Raw genomic sequence first — 20388 nt, 5'->3', positions numbered from 1 at the left:
CCCGCCCGCGAGCGCGCGGACTACGCGCGTTCGCCCGTCTCGCCGCTCAGTTCGAGCGCGAGAAAGTCGACGAACGCACGAATGCGATTCGACATCTGATGCCGCTGCGAATAGACGGCGAAGATGTCCGCGTTCGGCGTCTCGTGATCCGGAAGCACGCGCACCAGCGAACCGTCGGCCAGATACTGCTTGATGTCCCATTCGGCCCGCATCAGGATGCCGTGTCCCTCCAGCGCCCACTTGACGGCGATTTCGCCGTCGTTCGTCGTCAGCGTGCCATTGATCCGTACCGCCTCCGTCTTGCGCGCCGCGCCCCTGCCCGCACTCAGGCGCCACACGCCGTAGGCTTCGTCGCCCTGGCGGATACCGATGCAGTTGTGCCGCGTGAGGTCGTGCGCGGTCAACGGCATGCCGCGCGACGCAATATACGCGGGCGCCGCGCACAACAGCCGCCGGTTCGCCGCGAGGCGCTTCGCGACGACCCGCGTATCGGGCGGCTCGCCGAAGCGGATGCAGACGTCGAATGCGTCGTCGGTGAGAGGCGGCGGCGTCACCGACAACTGAAGCTGCACGGCCACCTGCGGATATCGCGCGACAAACCGGGAAATCGCCGGAGCGACGTGGCTTCGCCCGAAGCCGAGCGTCGCGTTGACGCGCAGCAGACCCTTCGGGCTCTTCTTCGCGGACCCGAGCAGTTCCGACAACTCGTCGATTTCGTCGAGAATCCGGCGCGCATGCTCCAAGTACAGCTCGCCCTCGGGCGTGAGCATCATCCGGCGCGTGGTCCGGTTGACGAGCGCCACGCCCGCGCGGCTTTCCATCTGCGTCAGGCGCTTGCTGACGGCGGCCGCCGTCAGTCCCAGTTCGCGGGCCGCCGCGCTCAGGCTGCCCGACGCGGCGAGCGTCGAAAAAAAGCCTAGATCGGCCGGCTGGACAGTATCGCGCATTGCTGCCACTTGTGAATTCAGGTTAAAGATGCTTTGAGTTTAGCACCGGTTTTCGAGCTCGGATGTGGGTAGAGTTCAGTCACACCTACGACATCTGAAGGACGGAGACATGAAAACCTATCGCATCGCAACCATCCCCGGCGACGGCATCGGCAAGGAAGTCGTTCCGGCCGGCCAGCAAGTTCTGGAAGCGCTGGCGCAGTCCAGCGATTCGTTCGCCTTCGAGTTCGAAAACTTCGACTGGGGCGGCGACTATCACCGCAAGCACGGCGTGATGATGCCGGCGGACGGTCTCGATGCGATCCACGACAAGGACGCGATCCTGTTCGGCTCGGCGGGCGATCCGGACATTCCCGACCACATCACGCTGTGGGGCCTGCGCCTGAAGATCTGCCAGGGTTTCGATCAATATGCCAACGTGCGGCCGACCCGCATCCTGCCGGGCATCGACGCGCCGCTCAAGCGCTGCAAGCCGGAAGACCTGAACTGGGTGATCGTGCGCGAGAACTCGGAAGGCGAATATTCCGGCATCGGCGGCCGCGTTCACCAGGGCCATCCGATCGAAGCGGCCACCGACGTTTCGATTCTCACGCGCGCCGGCGTCGAGCGGATCATGCGCTTTGCATTCAGGCTCGCGCAGTCCCGTCCGCGCAAGCTCTTGACCGTCATCACGAAGAGCAATGCGCAGCGTCACGCGATGGTGATGTGGGACGAGATCGCGCTGGAAATCTCGAAGGAATTTCCCGACGTGAAGTGGGACAAGGAACTGGTGGACGCCTCGACGGCACGGATGGTGAATCGTCCGGAAACACTCGACACGATCGTCGCGACCAACCTGCACGCCGACATTCTCAGCGACCTGGCGGCCGCGCTCGCCGGCAGCCTCGGCATCGCGCCGACCGGCAACATCGACCCGGAACGCCGCTACCCGTCGATGTTCGAGCCGATTCACGGCTCCGCATTCGACATCATGGGCAAGGGACTCGCCAATCCGGTCGGGACGTTCTGGTCGGTCGTCATGCTGCTCGAACATCTCGGCGAATTCGACGCAGCCCGTCGCGTGATGCAGGCAGTGGAAGCCGTGACGGCGGACACGTCCCTTCACACGCGCGACCTCGGCGGCACGGCAACGACGGCGCAGGTGACGGCTGCCGTCTGCGCGCTCCTCGACAAAGCCGCGGTTCCCGCCGCCAACGCCGCGTAAGCCAGGCTCAAGGCGACTCGTCGCGCGACACGCCTGCCGGCGGCAGGCGTGCCCATTCTCGATCCGAACCGATGGCCGCGCCATTTCGCGGCCGGGATCGACTCGTCCCGGCGCTTTGGACGCAAGCACCGACAGCCCTAAAAAAATGCCGACCGAACGGCAAGGACGTTTCAACCATTCCATAGAGCACCGCTCAACCCTCCAAGGAGGAGACAAATGATTTCCGAACTCGAAGCCCGGGTTTCCCGGAAGCTCATGCTGCGGATCATTCCGTTCGTGATGCTGCTTTATTTCATCAGCTTTCTCGACCGCGTCAACGTCGGCTTCGCGGCGATGACGATGAACAAGGCCATCGGACTGTCTCCGGCCGCATTCGGCCTCGGCGGCGGTCTGTTCTTCATCGGCTACTTTCTGTTCGAAGTGCCCTCGAACCTGATTCTTCACAAGGTCGGCGCGCGCAAGTGGATCGCTCGCGTGATGGTGTCGTGGGGCATCGTGTCGGCGGCCTCGGCGTTCGTCGTCGGGCCCAACAGTTTCTACGCGCTGCGCTTCATTCTCGGTGTCGCCGAGGCAGGTTTCTTTCCCGGCATCATTCTTTACCTCAGCCTGTGGTTCCCGGGCCGCCAACGCGCCGTAGCCGCCGCGTGGTTCATGGCGGCGGCACCGATCTCGACCGCCATCGGTTCGCCGCTTTCCGGCGCCATCATGAAGCTGCCGCCGGTCTGGGGTCTCGCCGACTGGCAGATGCTCTACATCATCGAAGCGGTGCCGGCGATCATCCTCGGCTTCGTCGTGCTGAAGTACATGACCGACACGCCGTCGAAGGCGCACTGGCTCCAGCCAGAAGAGCGCGACTGGCTGATCGCGAAGCTGAAGACGGAAGCGGACGCCAAGCAGTCGCATGCCGGTCATACGGCCGGTGCGCTCGGCGCCTTGCGCGACCCGCGCGTGCTGGCGCTGGCGCTGATCTACTTCGGCACGTCGGCGGGTCTTTATACGCTTGGCCTGTGGGCGCCGCTGATCATCCGGCAGTACGGATTCGGCTCGTTCGAAACCGGTTTGCTGGCGGGCGTGCCGAGCGTCCTGGCCGTCGTCGCGATGATCGTCTGGGCGAAGCACTCGGACCGCACCGAAGAACGGACGTGGCATGTGGTGATTCCGTGTGTCGTCGCGTGCCTCGGATTCGTCTTTGCCGGCGGCGCCACGAGCGCGCTGATGATCATCCTGTCGCTCGTGGTCGTGAACATCGGCATCAGCGCCGCGAAAGCGCCGCTGTGGGCCATGCCGAGCATGTTCCTCTCGGGCGCCGGCGCCGCGGCCGGCATCGCGATGATCAATTCCGTCGGCAATCTCGGCGGCTTTGTCGGCCCGTTCGCAATCGGCTGGCTGAAGGACGTGACGGGCGGCTACTCGGCGGGTTTGTACGTGGTCGGTGCGACGCTGGCGGTCTCGGCCGTGGTGACGTTGCTGCTGAGCCGTCAATCGAAGCAGACGCCCGTCGCGGCTGGCGAACGGCACGGGCACTGAGCACGAGCGCTCGCAGGACAGCAAGACGCTCGTCTTGCGAGCTACGACTGCGCGAACGGCGTGCCGTCTTTGCGCACGAAACGACCATCGGTGTTGGCGCTCATCATGTCGACATCGGAGCATGTGGTGAGGTCGTCGACTATCCGCGACCCGACTTCCAGATACACCGCCACCGTTGCCGACCTGTTGATCATGTGATGGCCGTTGCCCGTGCCCTTCGGAAACGCGGCGCAATCGCCCGCGCGCAACACGGTTTCGCCCTCGTCTTCGACCAGCACCAGTTCTCCTTGCAGGACATACACGAACTCGTCCTCATGCGAGTGCCAGTGACGCTGGCTCGACCAGTTTCCCGGCGGCACATGCATGAGGTTCACGCCGAAGTCGCCGAGGCCGCCCGCCTCGCCAAGCCGCTGACGGATGCGCTCGGCGCATGGGGCATCGAAGGGCGCCGGATAACCCGAGCCTTTCACCTTCGGCACGGCGGCAACGTCGATCTTGGGCATGGCTCGTCTCCCGACCATGAAGTCGCACTGCGCGCGAATCAGGTGCCGTGCGGCGGCACGGCCGCCTTGGCGATGGCGGCGGCGCTCGGCAGGCTCTCGACCTGCCAGCACGTTTGCATCAGCGCCTGAATCTGCTCGCGAGGAAGAATGCCCGCAGCGAGATCGGTGAACTTGGTCTCCAGTTGCTGATCGCTCATCGGCACTTCCAGACTGCCGATCGCGTGCTCGATGAACTTGTGCAGCTTTCGCCCGTCCTTCAGCGTGATGGTCATGTCGACCTGCTCCGGGCGGATCGACGGCACGACCGTCGCGTTCACCTTGTCGCGCAACGCGATGGTCTGCGGGTCGCGCACTGCGCGGTCGCTATATTGCTTCTCGCCAGCGGCGCCGTCGATGATCGCCACCGCTACGGAGTGATAGATGCTGAACTTCCCTTCTAGACCGATCTGCGGGGTCTTCTTGCCGGTCAGTTCCAGCACCAGCGGATGCACTTTCAGATCGACGCTCTGGATCATGTCCGGCGTCAGGTGGTTCTCGTTGCGAAGCTGGATCGCGGCGTCGATGGCCGGATGGATCACGATGCCGCACGCAAACGGCTTGTACGTATTGAGCGTCGATTCGTAGTGCTGCCCGAGCCCTTCCGTGATCTCGCGATAGTCCTGCTTGGTGCTGATCGTATTGGCCCATCCGCGCTTCGCTTCGATCATGCCGTCCGAACTCGTGTAGTCCCTCGCCGCGAGCAACGCGGCGAAAAGTCCGTTGGCCGCCGCGCGTCCGGGGTTGAAGCTCTTGTTCATCGAGCCGAACGACTCTCGCAGGCCGACCGGCTGCGACGCCGCAAGGCCGAGCGCCCACACCATCTGCTGCTCGGTGAGCCCCATCAGCTTGCCGGCGGCCGCGGCCGCGCCGAATACGCCGCAGGTCCCGGTGATGTGCCAGCCCACGTCGTAATGATTCGGATAGACGGCATTGCCGATCCGGCATTCGGTCTCGACTCCGAGCACCAGCGCGTTGAGGAAATCCTTTCCCGATACGGGCTGATATTCGGAGTACGCGAGGATCGCCGAAACGACCGGTCCCGCCGGATGAATGATGGTCTTCAGATGCGTGTCGTCGTAGTCGAAGATATGGCTACTCACGCCGTTGATGAATGCCGCATTCATGATGTCGAAGCGGTCGGTGCGTCCGAGCAGGCTCGCCTGCGGCGGTCCGGAGAACGGACCGAGCGCGGCCACGGAGCGCTTGACGGGGTCCTCGCGCGAGCCGCCGACCGCGACGCCGACCCAGTTGAGCAATGTCCTTACGCCTTCCTTGCGGACATTGGCGGGCAAGTCCTCATAGCGCGCGGTGACGATATAACGGGCGAGAATTTGCGTGACTTTCGGCGGCTTCGCGGATGGCGCCTGCGCGGACGTTGCAGAGGCCGGAGTGGCAGCCTGCGCGGCCGCGGGCGCGAGTGCGGCGGTAAGGACGGGCGCTGCCGAAGCAACCGAGGCGGCCACGCTTGTCTTGAGGAAATGGCGTCGATGCAAAGGATTCATGTAGGCGTCTCTCTTCTTATCGTTGAACCGTGATGTCGTGGTTTCAGGCAGTGAGAATACAGGCAACGCGATTGCCGTGCTGCTGGCGGGGTTATCCGGGCATCGATCACCCGCGAAGCAGAAGCGGACGGCAAACGTTCAACCCGCAGCGGTTGCGAAGATCGAAGGAAGCCTATCTATTTTTTTTATCGGCCGGTCGCGCAGAATGGCTGTGATATCAACGACCGAACATCGCGCGCCGCACTTCATCGCGGCCCTATCCCCTTGATTCTTCGTCCTTTTCCGCCGGCCCGCCGATTCGAACTCTCGTTCGATTGTCTCGGTGACGAATCGAAAACCGCGATTCGTTGTACTCCGTTGCTCGCTGCGTCGCCATACCTTCCAGCGCGCTAGCCACCTATATTGGCGAGGCGCGCACACAGCTGATCGACGATAACGAACGGAGACGAAGATGCCAGTAGACGGTAAAGCAGGAGTATCGCGAAGCGGTTTGCCAGGGAGCCCGAGCCGGTCGACCCAAGGCGCACTAGGCCGATGGTGCGCCGCGTTCGCAGCGTTGCTCGTGGTGGCCTTCTGGTCGTCAGGCGCAAGCGCCGCGGCGGGCCTCGCGGATCTTCCCGCCATCATGCCCGCCATGAATTGCGCGGCAGTGGCGACGCTCGACCTGAGCGGCGTCACCGACGGCACGGTCACGATCACGTCGGCCACGGCGCTTCCTGCGGGAACGATGGTCGGCAACACCAAGCTGCCTTCGGCGGTGTGCGACGTGAAGGGCAGCATCGGACCGGGTGCCGCGCTCTTCGAACTGCGCCTGCCGACTCAGGGATGGACGCAGCGCTACTTGCAGACGGGTTGCGGCGGACTATGCGGCAACCTCAACATCAACGCGCCGATGGCCGCGAGTTGCGTGCCCGTCACGAACGGACAGATCGCCGTGGCTGCCACCGACATGGGCCACGAAGGCTCCGGAACCCCGGACGGCGCCTGGGCGCTCGACCCCAAGGCCAAGATCGATTTCGCGTATCGCGCGGAGCATGCGACGTCGCAGGTCGCGAAGGCGATTATCAACAAGTTCTACGCGAGGCCCGCGAAGTATTCCTACTTCGACGGCTGCTCCGATGGCGGACGCGAAGCCCTGATGGAAGCGCAGCGCTATCCCGACGACTTCGACGGCATCGTCGCCGGCGCGCCCGCCAACGACCTCATCGTACAGAACACGTTCCACCACGGCTGGGCCGCCGCGGCGAACATCGATCCGAAGACCGGCAAGTACATCCTGCTCGCCGACAAGCTGCCGCTCGTTCATGCGGCCGTCCTGAGCGCCTGCGATGCCAACGATGGCGTGACCGACGGCATCATCGACAATCCGCAGGCCTGCCGCTTCGATCCCGCCACGATGATCTGCGCGAAGGGACAGGCCGCCGCGACGTGTCTTTCGGAAGCGGAGGCAACGGTCGTGCGCAAGATCCACGATGGCGCTACGGACCCATACGGTCGCCATCTGGAACAGCCGATCTCGCGCGAATGGGGCTCGGAACTGCAATGGACGCTGTTCGTGCCGACGACGGATGCCGGCCCGAGCGGCAGCATCAACTTCGTTCTGCCGTTCCTGCGCTATCTCGACTACTTCAACGCGTCATATCCGAACGCCACGCTGAGCGACCTGAAGTTCACCGTCGAATCGTTCGTGAAGACCGTGCAGACTTCGAACTACCTCGCGGCCACCGACCCGGACCTGCGTCCCTTCGAGCGTCATGGCGGCAAGCTGATCCTGTGGCATGGTCTCGAAGACCAGCATATCTCGCCGCAATCGACGCTAGAGTATTACCACGAGATGAAGGAAATCATGGGCGACGAGCGGGTCGAGACGTTCTCGAAGCTGTATCTGTTTCCCGGCGTCGCTCACTGCGGCGGCGGCGACGGTCCGAACACGTTCGACATCCTGACGCCGGTGATGGCATGGGCCGAGACGGGGACGAAGCCGGGCAAGATCATCGCTTCGATCGTCGACACCACCGGACAGACGACCCGCACCCGGCCCGTGTTTCCGTATCCGGCCGTGGCCCGCTATACGGGGTCGGGCAGCACGGACGACGCAGTGAACTTCGTCGCCTCCAGGCCGCATGGCGATCCGTACACGGACTTCCACTGGGTCGGCCAATGGCTCTATTCGCCGGGCTACGAAGCCACATGTAGCGCGCAAGGTTCGCAACTGGTCTGCAAGGGCGGCAACGACTGGAAGAGCTATCACGCCTATCACGGTGACGGCCACGACAAGGATGGAAACCACCGCTAACCCGGCCGGCACTCCCGCAGCCTGACGCGCAGCCATTCGATCGCGCATCGAATGGCTGTTTCGCTTGCGGATTCATTCGTTGCTCAGGTAGGCGCTATGGCGCACATTGGCCGAGCAGAACACGCGGAACTCGACGGGCTCCTCGCGCGGCGCCGCCTCGACGACACCGCACGCATGCAGCACGTGCTGAAGCGCCGCGATGACCTGTCCGTCCGGGTCCTGATCGATCACGATATCCATGATGCCCGCTTCGATATAGTCGCGATGCAGATCGAGCATTTCGTGTCCGACCCATACGATATCGCGCGCCGCACCGGACTTGCGCAACGCGGCTTCGACGCCCGCCGAGCCATAGCCGCTGTTATAGATCGCGCTGACCTCGCCCTTCCTGAGCGCCGCCGTCACCGCGCGATAACAGCGGTCGTCATCGTCGAATGTCTCGAACGTCTCGCGATCGCACGTGAGGTGAGCGAACGCTTCGTCGATCTGCGCCCGACAGCCGCCCATACGATCGACGTGCGCCCGGTAATCCATGCGTCCGCCGAGCAGCAACACGCGCCCGGGCCGGGTCGCGAGCCGGCCGATGTAATAGCCCGCGGTACGGCCTGCACGCAGGTTGTCGATGCCTGCGTAGTGCAGCCGCGCGATGTCCGCGATATCCGTCACCATCGTCACGACCGCTTCGTTGCGCCCGATGGCTGCTGCCAGCGCGTCACGCACGCGCGCCGTATCGTGCGTCGTCACGATGAGCGCCGCGCGCCGGTAGCGCGGTTGCGCGATGGCCGCGGTGATCGTGGTGTCGTCGGCGGGCGGCAGCGCCACGCGATGCACGATCACCCGCCGGTCCAGCATCTGCATGGCGCGTTGCAGCGCCTGATCGAGACGTCGGAAGAACGGGGCGTCGCTGTCCGGCAGCAGCACGTCGACGTGAACGAGACCGTGTTGCGTTTCGGGCAAAAGACGCGGCAACGCAAGTTCCCGCGCCGCCGCGACGACGCGCTCGCGCGCCGCGGCCGACACGCTGCCGCGCTCGTTCAACACGCGATCGACGGTCGAAGGGCTGACGCCCGCCCGTTCTGCGATCTCCACGAAACGCGCGGTTCGTTTGCGTCGCGGGGATGCGGACGGATTCGGCACGGCGGTCTCCAGATGGTTCGCGACTCGTCGAGCGCGCTTTGGCACAAAGCTAGAAGATTGACGATAAATCGTCAATCTTCTCGTTGAGCGGCGCTCGCGGAGGGCTTATTTTTGAGCCTTGGACGCTCTGCGAGGCGCCGGGAGCCTTCCAGTGAGATCGGCAACCATCCGACCAAGGAGACGCATGTGTCGAATTCATCGCAGCGGCATGAGGACTACCGGCTCGTCGGCGGTGCAGGCGAGCGCGCGCAAGCGGCGGGGCTTGTCAACGCCGACTGGTACAAGTGCGCGGTGCCGCGCCCCGTGATGAAACAGTTGATGCAGCGCAGCGACGCCCGCGCGATCCGCGACACCGTGCTCTGGTACATCGCGATCGTCGCGAGCGGCGCGCTCGCCGGGTTCGCGTGGCACCTGCATTCCTGGTGGGCGATGCCGGCGTTCTTCGTCTACGGAACGCTTTACTGCAGCCCCGCCGATTCGCGCTGGCATGAAGCCGGACACGGCACGGCATTCAAGACACGCTGGATGAACGATGCGCTGTATCAGGCCGCGTCGTTCCAGGTGTTCCGTCGCGCGACCGTGTGGCGCTGGAGTCATGCGCGTCATCACACGGATACGCTCGTGGTCGGGCGCGATCCCGAGATCGCCGCGCCCCGGCCGACCGACTGGCTGGCACTCGTATCGAGCGTCTTTGGGCTGAAGCAGGTGTCGAGCGAGTTGCCGAAGATGATCACCGCCGCATTCGGCAGGATGAACGCCGACGATCGCACTTTCGTGCCAGCCTCCGAATGGCCGAAGGTGTTCCGCGAAGCGCGTATCAGCCTTGCCATCTACGCCATCGTGATCGCGGCGAGCACGTACTTCCGCACGATCCTGCCGCTACTCTTCATCGGCCTGCCGAGCCTGTACGGCGCCTGGCTTTATCTGTACTTCGGTCTCACGCAGCATGCGGGCATGCCCGAGAACGTGCTCGACCATCGCAAGAACTGCCGCACGGTGCTGATGAATCCGCTGTTCCGCTTCCTTTACTGGAACATGAACTATCACGTCGAACACCACATGTTCCCGATGGTTCCGTTTCATGCACTTCCGCAACTGCACGAAGCGGTGAAAGCGGACATGCCGCCACCGTATCGAAGCACCCTCGCCGCTTACGCCGAAATCATCCCGGCGCTGGTGAAGCAGACGCACGATCCGTCGTTTCACGTAGTGCGTCCGGTGCCGGCGGCCAGCCAGGCCTGAAAGACCACAACCATAAGGAAACACTCCACCATGCCCCAATGGATCGATGCTGCCGCGCTCGACGACATCGAAGACGAAGACGTCATGCGATTCGATCACGCAGGCCGGACCTTCGCGATCTATCGCGTGAACGACGAGGTCTACGCGAGCGATGGCCTGTGCACACACGAACACGTCCATCTGAGCGACGGATTCGTGATGGACCATACGATCGAATGCCCGAAGCACAACGGCCGCTTCGACATACGCGATGGCCGTCCGCTTTGCGCGCCCGTCTGCGAGAAGCTCGCGACCTATCCCGCGCGAGTCGAAGGCGGACGCATTCTGATCGACGTGTGATGTCATGACGAGGGCAGCCGTTGCGGCTGACCGCAAACGCGCCCGCTAGCTGAACCGGAGTTCCGTGCCCGGGCCGGCGGTCCGCGTCGAGACATGGACGCGCTGAAGCAACGCTTGCAGGTCGTCGATGTTAAAGGGCTTGGACAGGATGGTCACGCCGGCATGCTTGGCGCGCTCGAACTCCTCCGCGTAGCCGGTCATCAGGGCAATCGCCTGATGCGGCCACGCGCGCCGGACTTTCTCCGCGACGTCGATCCCGTTGTTCAGGCCGGGCATCTGGATGTCCGAGAGAATCAGGTCGAATCGCTCGCCGTCTTCGAGCAACTGAAGGGCGGCGTCGCCGGTCAGTTCGTGGCGCGCGCGCCAGCCGAACACTTCGAGCACCGCAGCGAGACCGGCCGCGACTTCGACGTTGTCTTCCACGAGCAGCACCGATCCCTGATTCGCGACCTCGGCCACGTTCTCGGGCTTCGACAGTTCGGCGGCTTCCCGCCTTGCTTCACCCGCCCAGCGCGGAAGAAAGAGACGGATCGTCGTGCCGTGGCCGACGACGCTGTCGACTCGCGCGGTGCCACCCGCCTGCTCGCACATCGCGAACACCTGCGCGAGGCCGAGGCCGGTGCCTGCGCTCGTCGCCTTCGTCGTGAAGAGCGGCTCGAATGCGCGCTGCACGACCGCGGGCGGCATGCCGGTTCCGTTGTCCGTGCAGGCGATCACGACATAGTCGCCCGGCTTCAGCCCGGCCGACGCCTGGAGCAACTGAACGTTCTCGCAGCGAATGACGAACTTGCCGCCTTCGGGCATCGCGTCCTTCGCGTTGACCGCGATGTTGATCAGCGCGGACTCGAGTTCGGTTGCATCGACGTAGACGGGCCAGACGGTCTCGGGCGCATGGAGCGTCAGCTCGACTTTCGCGCCAAGCGAAGTCTCGACGAGCGACGCGGCGTCCTTGAGCCAGCCGCTCAGTTGTGTGGCGTCCTCGCGCAACGGCTGCTTGCGCGCGACGCTTAACAGCCGGCGCGCGAGCACCTCGGCGCCGAGCGAGGCGCGCTCGACGGCCGTCACTTCCTTCTCCAAACCGTTGAAGCCCTTGCGCCGCGCGAGCTCCATGTTCGCCTTGACGACCATGAGCAGGTTGTTGAAGTCGTGCGCGACGTTCGCCACGAGATTGCCGAGGGCGCCCATTCGACGCATCTGACGACTGGTCGCTTCCGCCGTCAGCCGCATGCCGACTTCGGTCCGCCATCGCTCCCACGCGGCCTGTTCCTCCTTGAGCCTGCGCAACGAGAAGACGACGAGCAGCCAGATGCCCGTGCAAGGAATCAGCGTCGCGAGCGCAATGAGGCCGTCGTGTTGCAGCCATCGGCTCGTCACCGCCGACACCGCGATCCCGGCCGTCACGTAGAGCGGATACGTGCCGACCTGCCGGTACGCGAGCAGCTTGTCGACGCCGTCGAGCGTCGACTCGATCCGGATGCGGTCGAATGCGCCATTTCCTTCGATCGCGCGCGCCAAGGGCAGATTGCGAGCCGGTGCCGGCGCGATCCGCGGCGGCGGCGACCGCGCGAGAATGCCCCCGTCGCGGCGATAGAGACCGAGTGTCAACGCACTGTCCCGTGCCGCCAGTTCCTGATAGAAGGACAGGAAATAGTCCCGGCGCAGTGAAATGGTGACAACCCCGAGAAAGCGGCCATCGGCTGCGCGCCTGGCCGTGTTCGTCGTGAAGACGTCGGTGCCGCTGAGCGCGTCGCGTAGCGGCATCGACACCTCCGTTTCGGAATCGCGCTTCTGCACCGTCTCGAAGTCGACGCGCTCGCGCACATTCAGACGCGGCGCCGGATAGTAGTGGCTGCTCACGAGCAGATCGCCGTTCTCGCCGAAGACGAAGATGCCCGCGATCTGCGGCAGACGCGCCGCCATCTCGCCTAAGATCTGATGAACCTCTTCCTGGCGCGCGAGCACTTGCCGGTCGTCATCGGAACCCAGCAGTTGCTCGATGCGCGACGACATCTCCCGGTTCAGGTCGAGCACCTTGACGGCATGTTCCTCGGCGACGCGCGCGAGGCGATCAATTACTTCCGACGAATCGGAGAGCCGGCTCTCGTAGCCGACATATCCATAGCCGATGATAAAAAAAAGGGGAGTAACGATCGAGGCCAGCAGGACGACGATGAGGATACGGCGCGTCGCGCCGAAGTCCCTCGGCGGGACGGGAATCTCCAACGCGGAACTGTCCAGCGCCGATACTTCTCGATGCTCGGTCATCACGGGTCCCGCAATCTTCGGAAGCCGAAGATTATCCAGACGGATGCGCGGCGTCAAACGGGACCGGAGGCGATTTCATTGCAAAAAACGCCCGCCGATATGCTTCTTCGCAATGTTTCGTCAGTGCGATGACGCATACGCGCTCGTCTGGCGGCGTCCATATCGGATCGCTTCTTATTACGGCCCCATTTCCCCGCGGCGAAGGGTGGTCTCGTCGTATGGCGAGCCTTTTCGCACGACCGATCGGACTGTCCTTCGGCGCTCCAGGTTGCCGGCTTCAGACGCGCATGGCGCAGCATGTTGAAGGTCGCCCGCACTTCCCGTGCGCTTTCTTGTGCAGCCAGCGCACGGCTTCGTCAACGGCGCGTCTGTCGGCTGCGCGCGAGCATAGTCGGACTTCACCGACACTTGCGCGATCGCGCTACTCCTCCATCGCCTTTTCGAGCACCGCGCGAAGTTTCGGCGTGCAGGCGATCACGCGATTGCCTTTCGCGAGGCATTCCTCGGTCAGGAAGTCGTTGACCCATCCGCCCGCTTCCTCGACGAGCAGAACCGCCGCCGCGGCATCCCAGGAATTGATGTGCAGCTCGCAGTACGCATCTTGCCGTCCCATCGCGACATACGCGAGTCCCAGCGCGCCCGAGCCACGCCGCTTGATTCCCGCCCCGAGGTCGTTGACACGTTGCATCAGCGCCGCGTAGCGCGCGAACGCCACGCGCGACGACCAGCCCAGTTCGACGACCGACTGCCGGATATCGTCGATCGGGCTCACCTCGATGGCCTGCCCGTTCAGCGTTGCGCCCTTCCCTCGCTGCGCGGCGAAAAGCTCGTCGAGCATCGGGTCGTACAGGACGCCGATCTCGGCGCGGCCGTCCCGCACGAACGCCATCGATACGCAGAAGAATGGCACGCCGCGCGCGAAGTCCGCGGTGCCGTCGATCGGGTCGACGATCCACACGTCGCGTCCGAACGAACCGCCGCTTTCCTCGCCGAAGAAGGCGTCGTCGGGGAACGCTTCGGCGAGACGCCCGGCAATCAGCCGTTCGACTTCGCCATCCGTCTCGGTCAGGTAGTCCTGCGGGCCCTTGAACTTGAGCGTCAACGCCTCGTCGCGCGTCAAAAACCTGTCGCGTGCGAGGCGCCCGGCTTCCCGCGCGATCGCGCAAGCGGCCAGAAATCGAAGCTGCATCGAAGCATCGGTCATGCAATCCCTCAGACAGATCAAGGCTGCGGGGTCGATGCCGCAGTCGGCGGAATGAGGCACCGATCTTAGCATCGCACTGCTTCGCGTCGACGCGATCATCGACGTGCACGCGGTCCTCTCGGCCTGGTTGCTCCGGCGAGCACTTCATCATGTTCCCTGCGAAGCACATCGACGAACGCCATCGCCAGCCGTTCGCGCGGCCGGTGCGGCGGAAACAGCAAGTAGGTCGAGAACAACACGTTCGGCGAGAACGGCCGGATCGCGATTTCCGGTCCCGCGAAGTCTCGCGCGACGACCGGATGCGCAAGCGTCAGTCCCATGCCGCAACGCACCATCTCGCAGCAGATGGCCGCGTACTGCGCCTCGATAGCGAGCACGCGCGCAACGCCTGCCCGCTCGAACACTTCGTCCATCTGCACGCGCGTGCCGTCGCCGTGACACAACGAGATGAACGGCTCGCCCTCGAAGTCGGCCGGCTTGAGCGTCGTCTTCTTCGCGAGCCGGTGACCGGCCGGCATCACCGCGACCGCCGGCACCTTCGAGAGCAGTTCCACTTCGCAATTGGACGCCTCGCTGATGTACACCGCGACGCCCAGATCGCAGAACTGGGAAGCCGTCCAGTGATTCACGGTGCCCGACGTGTTCACGTGCAGCGATACCGTCACCTCCGGATAAAGCGCCTGGAAGCGGTTGATCGCATGCGGGACGAGCGTCATGCCCGCCGAGGGCATCGCCGCGATGCGCAGCCGCCCGCTACCCAGATTGCGGATCTGCGCGGCCGCGTTGGCGAGCCCTTGCAGGCCCACGTAGGCGCGCTCGACTTCGCGGAAGAACGCGTTGCCCTCGCTTGTCGGGATGAGCCGCACGCCGCTGCGCTGAAAGAGCCGCAAGCCCGTTTCGCGTTCGAGCTGCGAAATAAGACGGCTTACGTTCGGCTGCGACGTGAAGAGTTCCTTCGCGGCCGCGGTCATCGAACCGGCGACCATGACGGCGCGAAACGCCTCGATATGCTTCAGGTTCATCGCATCCAACCCATATCAACCATGTATGGATAGTTATTTTATCCGTATTGGACGATATGGGTCGATCGCGCCAATATTGTCCCGACGGACGGTAACCCACGCCACGTTCGCGAACCCCACATCGAATGGAGAAGTGTTCATGAATAAAGTGCAGCACAGCCGCCGCGCTTCTGCGCGAACGTTCGCCGCCGCGCTCGGCCTGACCGGCGCGCTCGTCGGGCCCGCTCTCGCCCACGCCGAAACCACGCTCTACGTCGCCAACGTGGGCGGCTCCAACGAACAGCTCTACCGTCAGAAAGTCATCCCGCCGTTCGAAAAGGCGCACGACGTCAAGATCGTCTATGTCGCGGGCAACTCCAGCGACACGCTCGCCAAGCTCCAGGCGCAGAAAGGCCATCAGCAGATCAACGTCGCCGTGATGGACGACGGTCCCATGTATCAGGCGATGCAACTCGGCCTGTGCGCGAAGGTCGACGATGCGCCGGTCATGAAAGACCTGTATCCGCTCGCGCGGCTCGGCGCGACGTCGGTCGGCGTCGGGATGGTGGCGACCGGCATCGGCTACAACGAGGAAGCGTTCAAGAAGCTCGGCCTGCCCGCGCCGGATTCGTGGCAGGTCCTCACCGACAAGCGCCTGAAGGGCAAGCTCGGTGTGCCGCCGATCACGAACACCTATGGCCTGCACACGCTCGTCATGCTGGCGCGCATGAACGGCGGCGGCGAAAAGAACATCGACCCCGGCTTCGCGGCGATGACCAAGCAAGTCGCGCCCGACGTGCTCTCGTGGGCGCCCACACCCGGCGAAATGGACGGCCTCATGCAAAGCGGCGACGTGATCCTCGCGCCTTACGGCAGCGGCCGCGCGGTCGCGTTGCAGAACACCGGCTTCCCGCTGAAGTTCGTTTATCCGAAGGAAGGCGGCGTCGCGCTGCAGGTCGCCGCGTGCGCCGTGGCGGAAAACGCGCAGCCGCAGTTGTCGCAGCAGTTCGTCCAGTATCTTCTGAGCCCCGAAGTGCAGGCGATGCAGGCACAGGCCATCGGTCTCGGCCCGGTCAACAAGACGGTCAAGCTCCCGCCCGACATCGCCGCGCGCGTGCCATACGGTCCGGAACAGATCGGCAAGCTGACGGCGATGGACTGGACGACCGTCAACCAGCATCGCACGGAGTGGACGGAGCGCTGGAACCGTTCCGTCGAACGATAAGCGACACGGCGGACGGCGCGCTGCTCGCCGATCCGCCGGATTCCACGCCCCCACGGACCCGACGCCCATGACCTTCCTCACACTCAAAGGCATTTCGAAGCGCTACGGCGACTACACCGCCATCGAGCACATCGACCTCACGGTCGAGCGCGGCGAGTTCCTGTCGCTGCTCGGACCTTCCGGCTGCGGCAAGACCACGACCTTGCAGATGATCGCCGGCTTCGTCGCGCCGAGCGCGGGCAGCGTGATGCTCGACGGCCGCGACATCACGAACGAGCGCCCCGAAAAGCGCGGCATGGGCGTCGTGTTCCAGAGCTACGCGCTCTTTCCGCACATGACGGTGGCGGGCAATGTCGGCTTCGGCCTCGAGATGCGCAAGGTGAAGCGCGCCGAGCGTGCGGAGCGCGTCGCCGAAGCGCTCGATCTCGTGCGCCTGAAGGGGCTCGATGCGCGCTATCCGAAAGAGCTGTCGGGCGGCCAGCGTCAGCGCGTCGCGATTGCCCGCGCGATCGCCATGCGCCCCGAACTGCTGCTGCTCGACGAACCCATGTCGAACCTCGATGCCAAGCTGCGCGAGGAGATGCACATCGAACTGCGCGCGATCCAGCGGCGGCTCGGCATCACGACGATCCTCGTCACGCACGACCAGGTCGAGGCGATGACGATGAGCGACCGCATCGCCGTGATGTATCGCGGGCGGATTGCGCAGCTTTCCACGCCGTTCGAAGCCTACGAGCATCCGGAGACACCGTTTGCGTCGAGCTTCCTCGGCAAGACCAATACGCTGGCGGGCGAAGTGATGCGGCGCAATCCGCGCTGCTCCGAAGTCGACGTCGCGGGGACCACGTTGAAAGTGCCGCACGAAGGGCGCGTGGTCGATGGCGCGGTGCATGTCTACATCCGTCCGGAGAAGGTGCGGCTTGCCAATGGCGACGCGCGCGTGCGCGGACGCATCGCGACGCGCGTGTTCGTCGGCAACCAGTGGCTGCTCGAAATCGAAACCGGCCTGGGCACGCTGCGCGTCGCGCAGCCGAATCTGGGCGCGCCGCCGCCTTCGGAGGGCGACGAAGTCGGCGTCTTCTGGACCGACGACGACCTGCGCATGCTCGAACGGGAGAACGCTCATGGCAACGCTTGACGACACCCGCGCGGGCGCGGCGCCCTGGCTGCTCTCCGCGCCCGCGCTGCTCCTGTTCGGCACGCTGCTGCTGGTTCCGCTCGTGCTGACGCTGATGCTGTCGTTCCGCGTCTTCAGCGACGTCGGCGGCGTGCAGGTCGCGTACACGCTGAAGAACTATGCCCAGGTCGTGACCGATCCTTACTACGGGACGATCTTCCTACGCACGGCGACGCTCGCCGTTTCCGTGACGCTGCTCTCGATTCTCCTCGGCGTACCGGAGACGATCGTGCTCGCGCGCATGAAGCGGCCCTGGCAGTCGCTGTGCCTGCTCGTCGTGCTCGGGCCGCTCCTGATCTCGGTCGTCGTGCGCACGCTCGGCTGGCAGATCCTGCTCGGCAACAACGGCGTGCTCAACAACGTGCTGCAGGCGCTGCACATCACCTCGGAGCCGGTCCGCCTCGTCTTCACGATGACGGGCATGGTCATCGCGCTCACGCACGTGCTCGTGCCGTTCATGGTGATGTCCGTCTGGGCGACGCTGCAAAAGCTCGATCCGCAAGTGGAATGGGCGGGCCTCTCGCTCGGCGGGTCGTCGTTCACGGTGTTCCGGCGCGTCGTGCTGCCGCAGATCATGCCGGGCGTGTTGTCGGGTTCGATCATCGTGTTCGCGCTCTCGGCTTCGGCGTTCGCGACGCCCGCGCTGATCGGCGGACGGCGTCTGAAAGTGGTCGCCACCGCCGCCTACGACGAGTTCCTCGGCACGCTGAACTGGCCGCTCGGCGCGAGCATCGCGGTGCTGCTGCTGATTGCGAACGTCGCGATCGTGACGGGTTGCAGCAAGCTCGCCGAGCGTCGTTTCAAGCATATTTTCGACTGACGGAGCCGAGGCGCACATGAAGCAAAACGGATTCTGGGGCCTGCTCTTCAACGCGTTTTTTCTGACGTTCATCCTGGCGCCGCTCGTCGTCGTGATGCTGGTCGCGTTCACGGACAAGGGCTTCATCTCGATGCCGTTCGACGGCGCGTCGCTACGCTGGTTCAGGGCGATCGTCGAGAACGGCGACATCGTCGCGGCGTTCTGGCTGTCGGTGCGGCTCGCGTTCGCGGCCGCGACGATCGGCGTCGTGCTCGCCGTGCCCGCGGCGCTCGCGATCGCGCGCTATCGCTTTCCGGGCCGCGCCGCGCTGGTGAGCTTCTTCCTCTCGCCGATGATGATTCCCGCCGTCGTGCTCGGCATCGCGTTCCTGCGCTTCCTGTCGCTCCTGCACCTGAGCGGCTCGTTCTGGGCGCTCACCGCGACGCACGTGATCGTCGTGCTGCCGTATGCGCTGCGGCTCGCGCTGTCGTCGGCGGTCGGGCTGGATCGCGATGCCGAGCGCGCCGCGCTCTCGTGCGGGGCAAGCCGCTTCACCGCGTTTCGCCGCGTGGTGCTGCCGATGATCCGCACGGGCGTCGCGGGCGGCTGGGTGCTCTCGTTCATCCAGAGCTTCGACGAACTGACGATGACCATCTTCGTCGCGACGCCCGGCACGACCACGCTGCCCGTCGCCATGTACAACCAGATCGCGCAGACGATCGATCCGCTCGTCGCTTCGGTGTCGGCGGTGATGATCGTGGGCACGGTCGTACTGATGGTGCTGCTCGACCGGATGGTCGGACTCGACCGCATTCTTATCGGAGAAGCTCGATGAAAGGCAATACATCCGCAAGCCCGGACGTGCTCGTGCTCGGCGGCGGACTGGTCGGATCGGCGGTGGCATATGGCCTCGCGCGCGAAGGCGCGAAGGTGACGGTGATCGACCAGGACGACGGCGGCTTTCGTGCGTCGCGCGGCAACTTCGGACTCGTGTGGATTCAGGGCAAAGGCTACGGACTCACGCCGTATGCGCGCTGGTCGCGCAGTTCGGCGACGCGCTGGCCGGCGCTCGCGGCATCGCTGCTCGAAGAAAGCGGCGTCGATGTAGCGCTGCGTCAGCCGGGCGGCTTTCACCTCTGCTTCTCCGACGAAGAACTCGCCGAGCGCGAGAAGCGCCTGTCCACGCTGCAAGCCGAACTGGGCGGCGACTATCCGTATCGTCTGCTCGATGCGCATGAGCTGCGCGACCTGCTGCCGGCCATCGGGCCGGAGGTCGTCGGCGCGAGCTACACGCCGATGGACGGCCACGTCAATCCGCTCAAGCTGCTGCGCGCGCTGCATGCGGGCATGCAGCATCGCGGCGTGCAACTGGTGAGCGGCGACGGCGCCGAGCGCATTGTGCCGGAACCAGGCGGCTTCGCCGTGCACGGCAAACGCGGCGTGTGGCGCGCGCCGCGCGTCGTGCTGTGCGCGGGCCTCGGCAACCGCGCGCTCGCGCCGCACGTGGGACTGCACGCGCCCGTCGCGCCGAATCGCGGACAAATCCTCGTGAGCGAACGCGTCGCGCCATTCCTGCATCATCCGACCATGAACGTGCGCCAGACCGACGAAGGCACCGTGCAGTTCGGCGATTCGATGGAGGAAGTCGGCTACAACGACTTCACCACGACCCACGTGCTCTCGAACATCGCGCAACGCGGCGTGCGCGCGTTTCCGCTCCTGAAGCACGTGCGGCTCGTGCGCACGTGGGCGGCGCTGCGCGTCTACAGCCCGGACGGCTTCCCTATCTACGACGAATCGGCGCGGTATCCGGGCGCGTTCGTCGTGACCTGCCACAGCGGCGTCACGCTCGCCGCGGCGCACGCGATGCGCATCGCGCCGTGGATCGCGGGCGGCGCGATGCCCGAAGAAATCCCCGCCTTCACCGGCAGCCGCTTCGCCGGTGCCCGCGCCGAACCGACACCCGCACACTGAATCTCAT

General features: G+C 64.9%; 17 protein-coding genes. 10 read left to right on the top strand and 7 right to left on the bottom strand.

The window, feature by feature from the left end; genetic code table 11:
* Positions 1 to 20 precede the first annotated feature (20 nt).
* Positions 21 to 947: a LysR substrate-binding domain-containing protein gene (locus QCE48_RS18930; RefSeq protein ID WP_309784428.1), complete on the bottom strand. Its 927-nt coding sequence runs from the start codon at positions 945 to 947 to the stop codon at positions 21 to 23.
* A gap of 109 nt (positions 948 to 1056) precedes the next feature.
* On the opposite strand from QCE48_RS18930, the gene QCE48_RS18925 reads away from it, so the two are divergent.
* Positions 1057 to 2151: a tartrate dehydrogenase gene (locus tag QCE48_RS18925; protein WP_309784426.1), complete on the top strand. Its 1095-nt coding sequence runs from the start codon at positions 1057 to 1059 to the stop codon at positions 2149 to 2151.
* 216 nt (positions 2152 to 2367) lie between these two features.
* On the top strand, positions 2368 to 3678 hold the full coding sequence (locus QCE48_RS18920) for an MFS transporter (RefSeq protein ID WP_309784425.1): 1311 nt from the start codon (positions 2368 to 2370) through the stop codon (positions 3676 to 3678).
* A gap of 41 nt (positions 3679 to 3719) precedes the next feature.
* Here QCE48_RS18920 and QCE48_RS18915 read toward each other — a convergent pair whose 3' ends face one another.
* Both QCE48_RS18915 and QCE48_RS18910 read right to left on the bottom strand, forming a co-directional pair.
* Positions 3720 to 4181, bottom strand: coding sequence for a cupin domain-containing protein (locus QCE48_RS18915; RefSeq protein ID WP_309784424.1), 462 nt, complete (start codon positions 4179 to 4181; stop codon positions 3720 to 3722).
* A gap of 38 nt (positions 4182 to 4219) precedes the next feature.
* Entirely contained in the window at positions 4220 to 5722 is a 1503-nt protein-coding gene (locus tag QCE48_RS18910; RefSeq protein ID WP_309784423.1) for an MmgE/PrpD family protein, read from the bottom strand.
* A gap of 451 nt (positions 5723 to 6173) precedes the next feature.
* Between QCE48_RS18910 and QCE48_RS18905 the strand changes: the two genes are divergently transcribed.
* A complete protein-coding gene (locus QCE48_RS18905) occupies positions 6174 to 8018 on the top strand; it encodes a tannase/feruloyl esterase family alpha/beta hydrolase (RefSeq protein ID WP_404982501.1) in 1845 nt (614 codons plus the stop codon).
* Between the two features lie 72 nt (positions 8019 to 8090).
* Here QCE48_RS18905 and QCE48_RS18900 read toward each other — a convergent pair whose 3' ends face one another.
* Positions 8091 to 9155 (bottom strand): LacI family DNA-binding transcriptional regulator, encoded by a 1065-nt coding sequence (locus QCE48_RS18900; protein ID WP_309784420.1) that lies wholly within the window; start codon positions 9153 to 9155, stop codon positions 8091 to 8093.
* A gap of 186 nt (positions 9156 to 9341) precedes the next feature.
* Here QCE48_RS18900 and QCE48_RS18895 point away from each other — a divergent pair, with 186 nt between their 5' ends.
* A complete protein-coding gene (locus QCE48_RS18895; protein WP_309784418.1) occupies positions 9342 to 10397 on the top strand; it encodes a fatty acid desaturase family protein in 1056 nt (351 codons plus the stop codon).
* A gap of 30 nt (positions 10398 to 10427) precedes the next feature.
* Complete coding sequence (locus QCE48_RS18890; protein WP_309784417.1) at positions 10428 to 10736, top strand: non-heme iron oxygenase ferredoxin subunit; 309 nt, start codon at positions 10428 to 10430, stop codon at positions 10734 to 10736.
* Between the two features lie 45 nt (positions 10737 to 10781).
* Here the strand turns inward: QCE48_RS18890 and QCE48_RS18885 are convergent, their stop codons facing one another.
* The 3 genes from QCE48_RS18885 to QCE48_RS18875 all read right to left on the bottom strand — a co-directional run bounded on the left by QCE48_RS18885 (position 10782) and on the right by QCE48_RS18875 (position 15227).
* Positions 10782 to 13001 (bottom strand): ATP-binding protein, encoded by a 2220-nt coding sequence (locus tag QCE48_RS18885; protein WP_309784416.1) that lies wholly within the window; start codon positions 12999 to 13001, stop codon positions 10782 to 10784.
* A gap of 421 nt (positions 13002 to 13422) precedes the next feature.
* Positions 13423 to 14190 (bottom strand): inositol monophosphatase family protein, encoded by a 768-nt coding sequence (locus QCE48_RS18880; RefSeq protein ID WP_309784415.1) that lies wholly within the window; start codon positions 14188 to 14190, stop codon positions 13423 to 13425.
* Between the two features lie 110 nt (positions 14191 to 14300).
* Positions 14301 to 15227, bottom strand: a complete 927-nt coding sequence (locus QCE48_RS18875; protein WP_309784414.1) for a LysR substrate-binding domain-containing protein — start codon at positions 15225 to 15227, stop codon at positions 14301 to 14303.
* 139 nt (positions 15228 to 15366) lie between these two features.
* Here QCE48_RS18875 and QCE48_RS18870 point away from each other — a divergent pair, with 139 nt between their 5' ends.
* The 5 genes from QCE48_RS18870 (at position 15367) to QCE48_RS18850 (ending at position 20381) form a co-directional block, all read left to right on the top strand.
* A complete protein-coding gene (locus tag QCE48_RS18870) occupies positions 15367 to 16431 on the top strand; it encodes an ABC transporter substrate-binding protein (protein ID WP_309784413.1) in 1065 nt (354 codons plus the stop codon).
* 67 nt (positions 16432 to 16498) lie between these two features.
* Positions 16499 to 17569, top strand: coding sequence for an ABC transporter ATP-binding protein (locus QCE48_RS18865; RefSeq protein ID WP_309784412.1), 1071 nt, complete (start codon positions 16499 to 16501; stop codon positions 17567 to 17569).
* Complete coding sequence (locus QCE48_RS18860) at positions 17556 to 18428, top strand: ABC transporter permease (RefSeq protein WP_309784411.1); 873 nt, start codon at positions 17556 to 17558, stop codon at positions 18426 to 18428. The genes QCE48_RS18865 and QCE48_RS18860 overlap by 14 nt, the downstream gene beginning before the upstream one ends.
* A 16-nt stretch (positions 18429 to 18444) precedes the next feature.
* The gene (locus QCE48_RS18855) at positions 18445 to 19242 is read left to right on the top strand and encodes an ABC transporter permease (protein ID WP_309784409.1); all 798 of its coding nucleotides are present in this window, start codon (positions 18445 to 18447) and stop codon (positions 19240 to 19242) included.
* Complete coding sequence (locus QCE48_RS18850; RefSeq protein WP_309784408.1) at positions 19239 to 20381, top strand: FAD-dependent oxidoreductase; 1143 nt, start codon at positions 19239 to 19241, stop codon at positions 20379 to 20381. Before QCE48_RS18855 ends, QCE48_RS18850 begins: the two co-directional genes overlap by 4 nt.
* The last annotated feature ends 7 nt before the right edge of the window (positions 20382 to 20388 follow it).

The organism is Caballeronia sp. LZ024, from assembly GCF_031451455.1.
Lineage (GTDB): Bacteria > Pseudomonadota > Gammaproteobacteria > Burkholderiales > Burkholderiaceae > Caballeronia > Caballeronia telluris.
The sequence above is the reverse complement of the archived record's forward strand: the minus strand, read 5'-3'. Positions and strand labels throughout refer to the sequence as shown.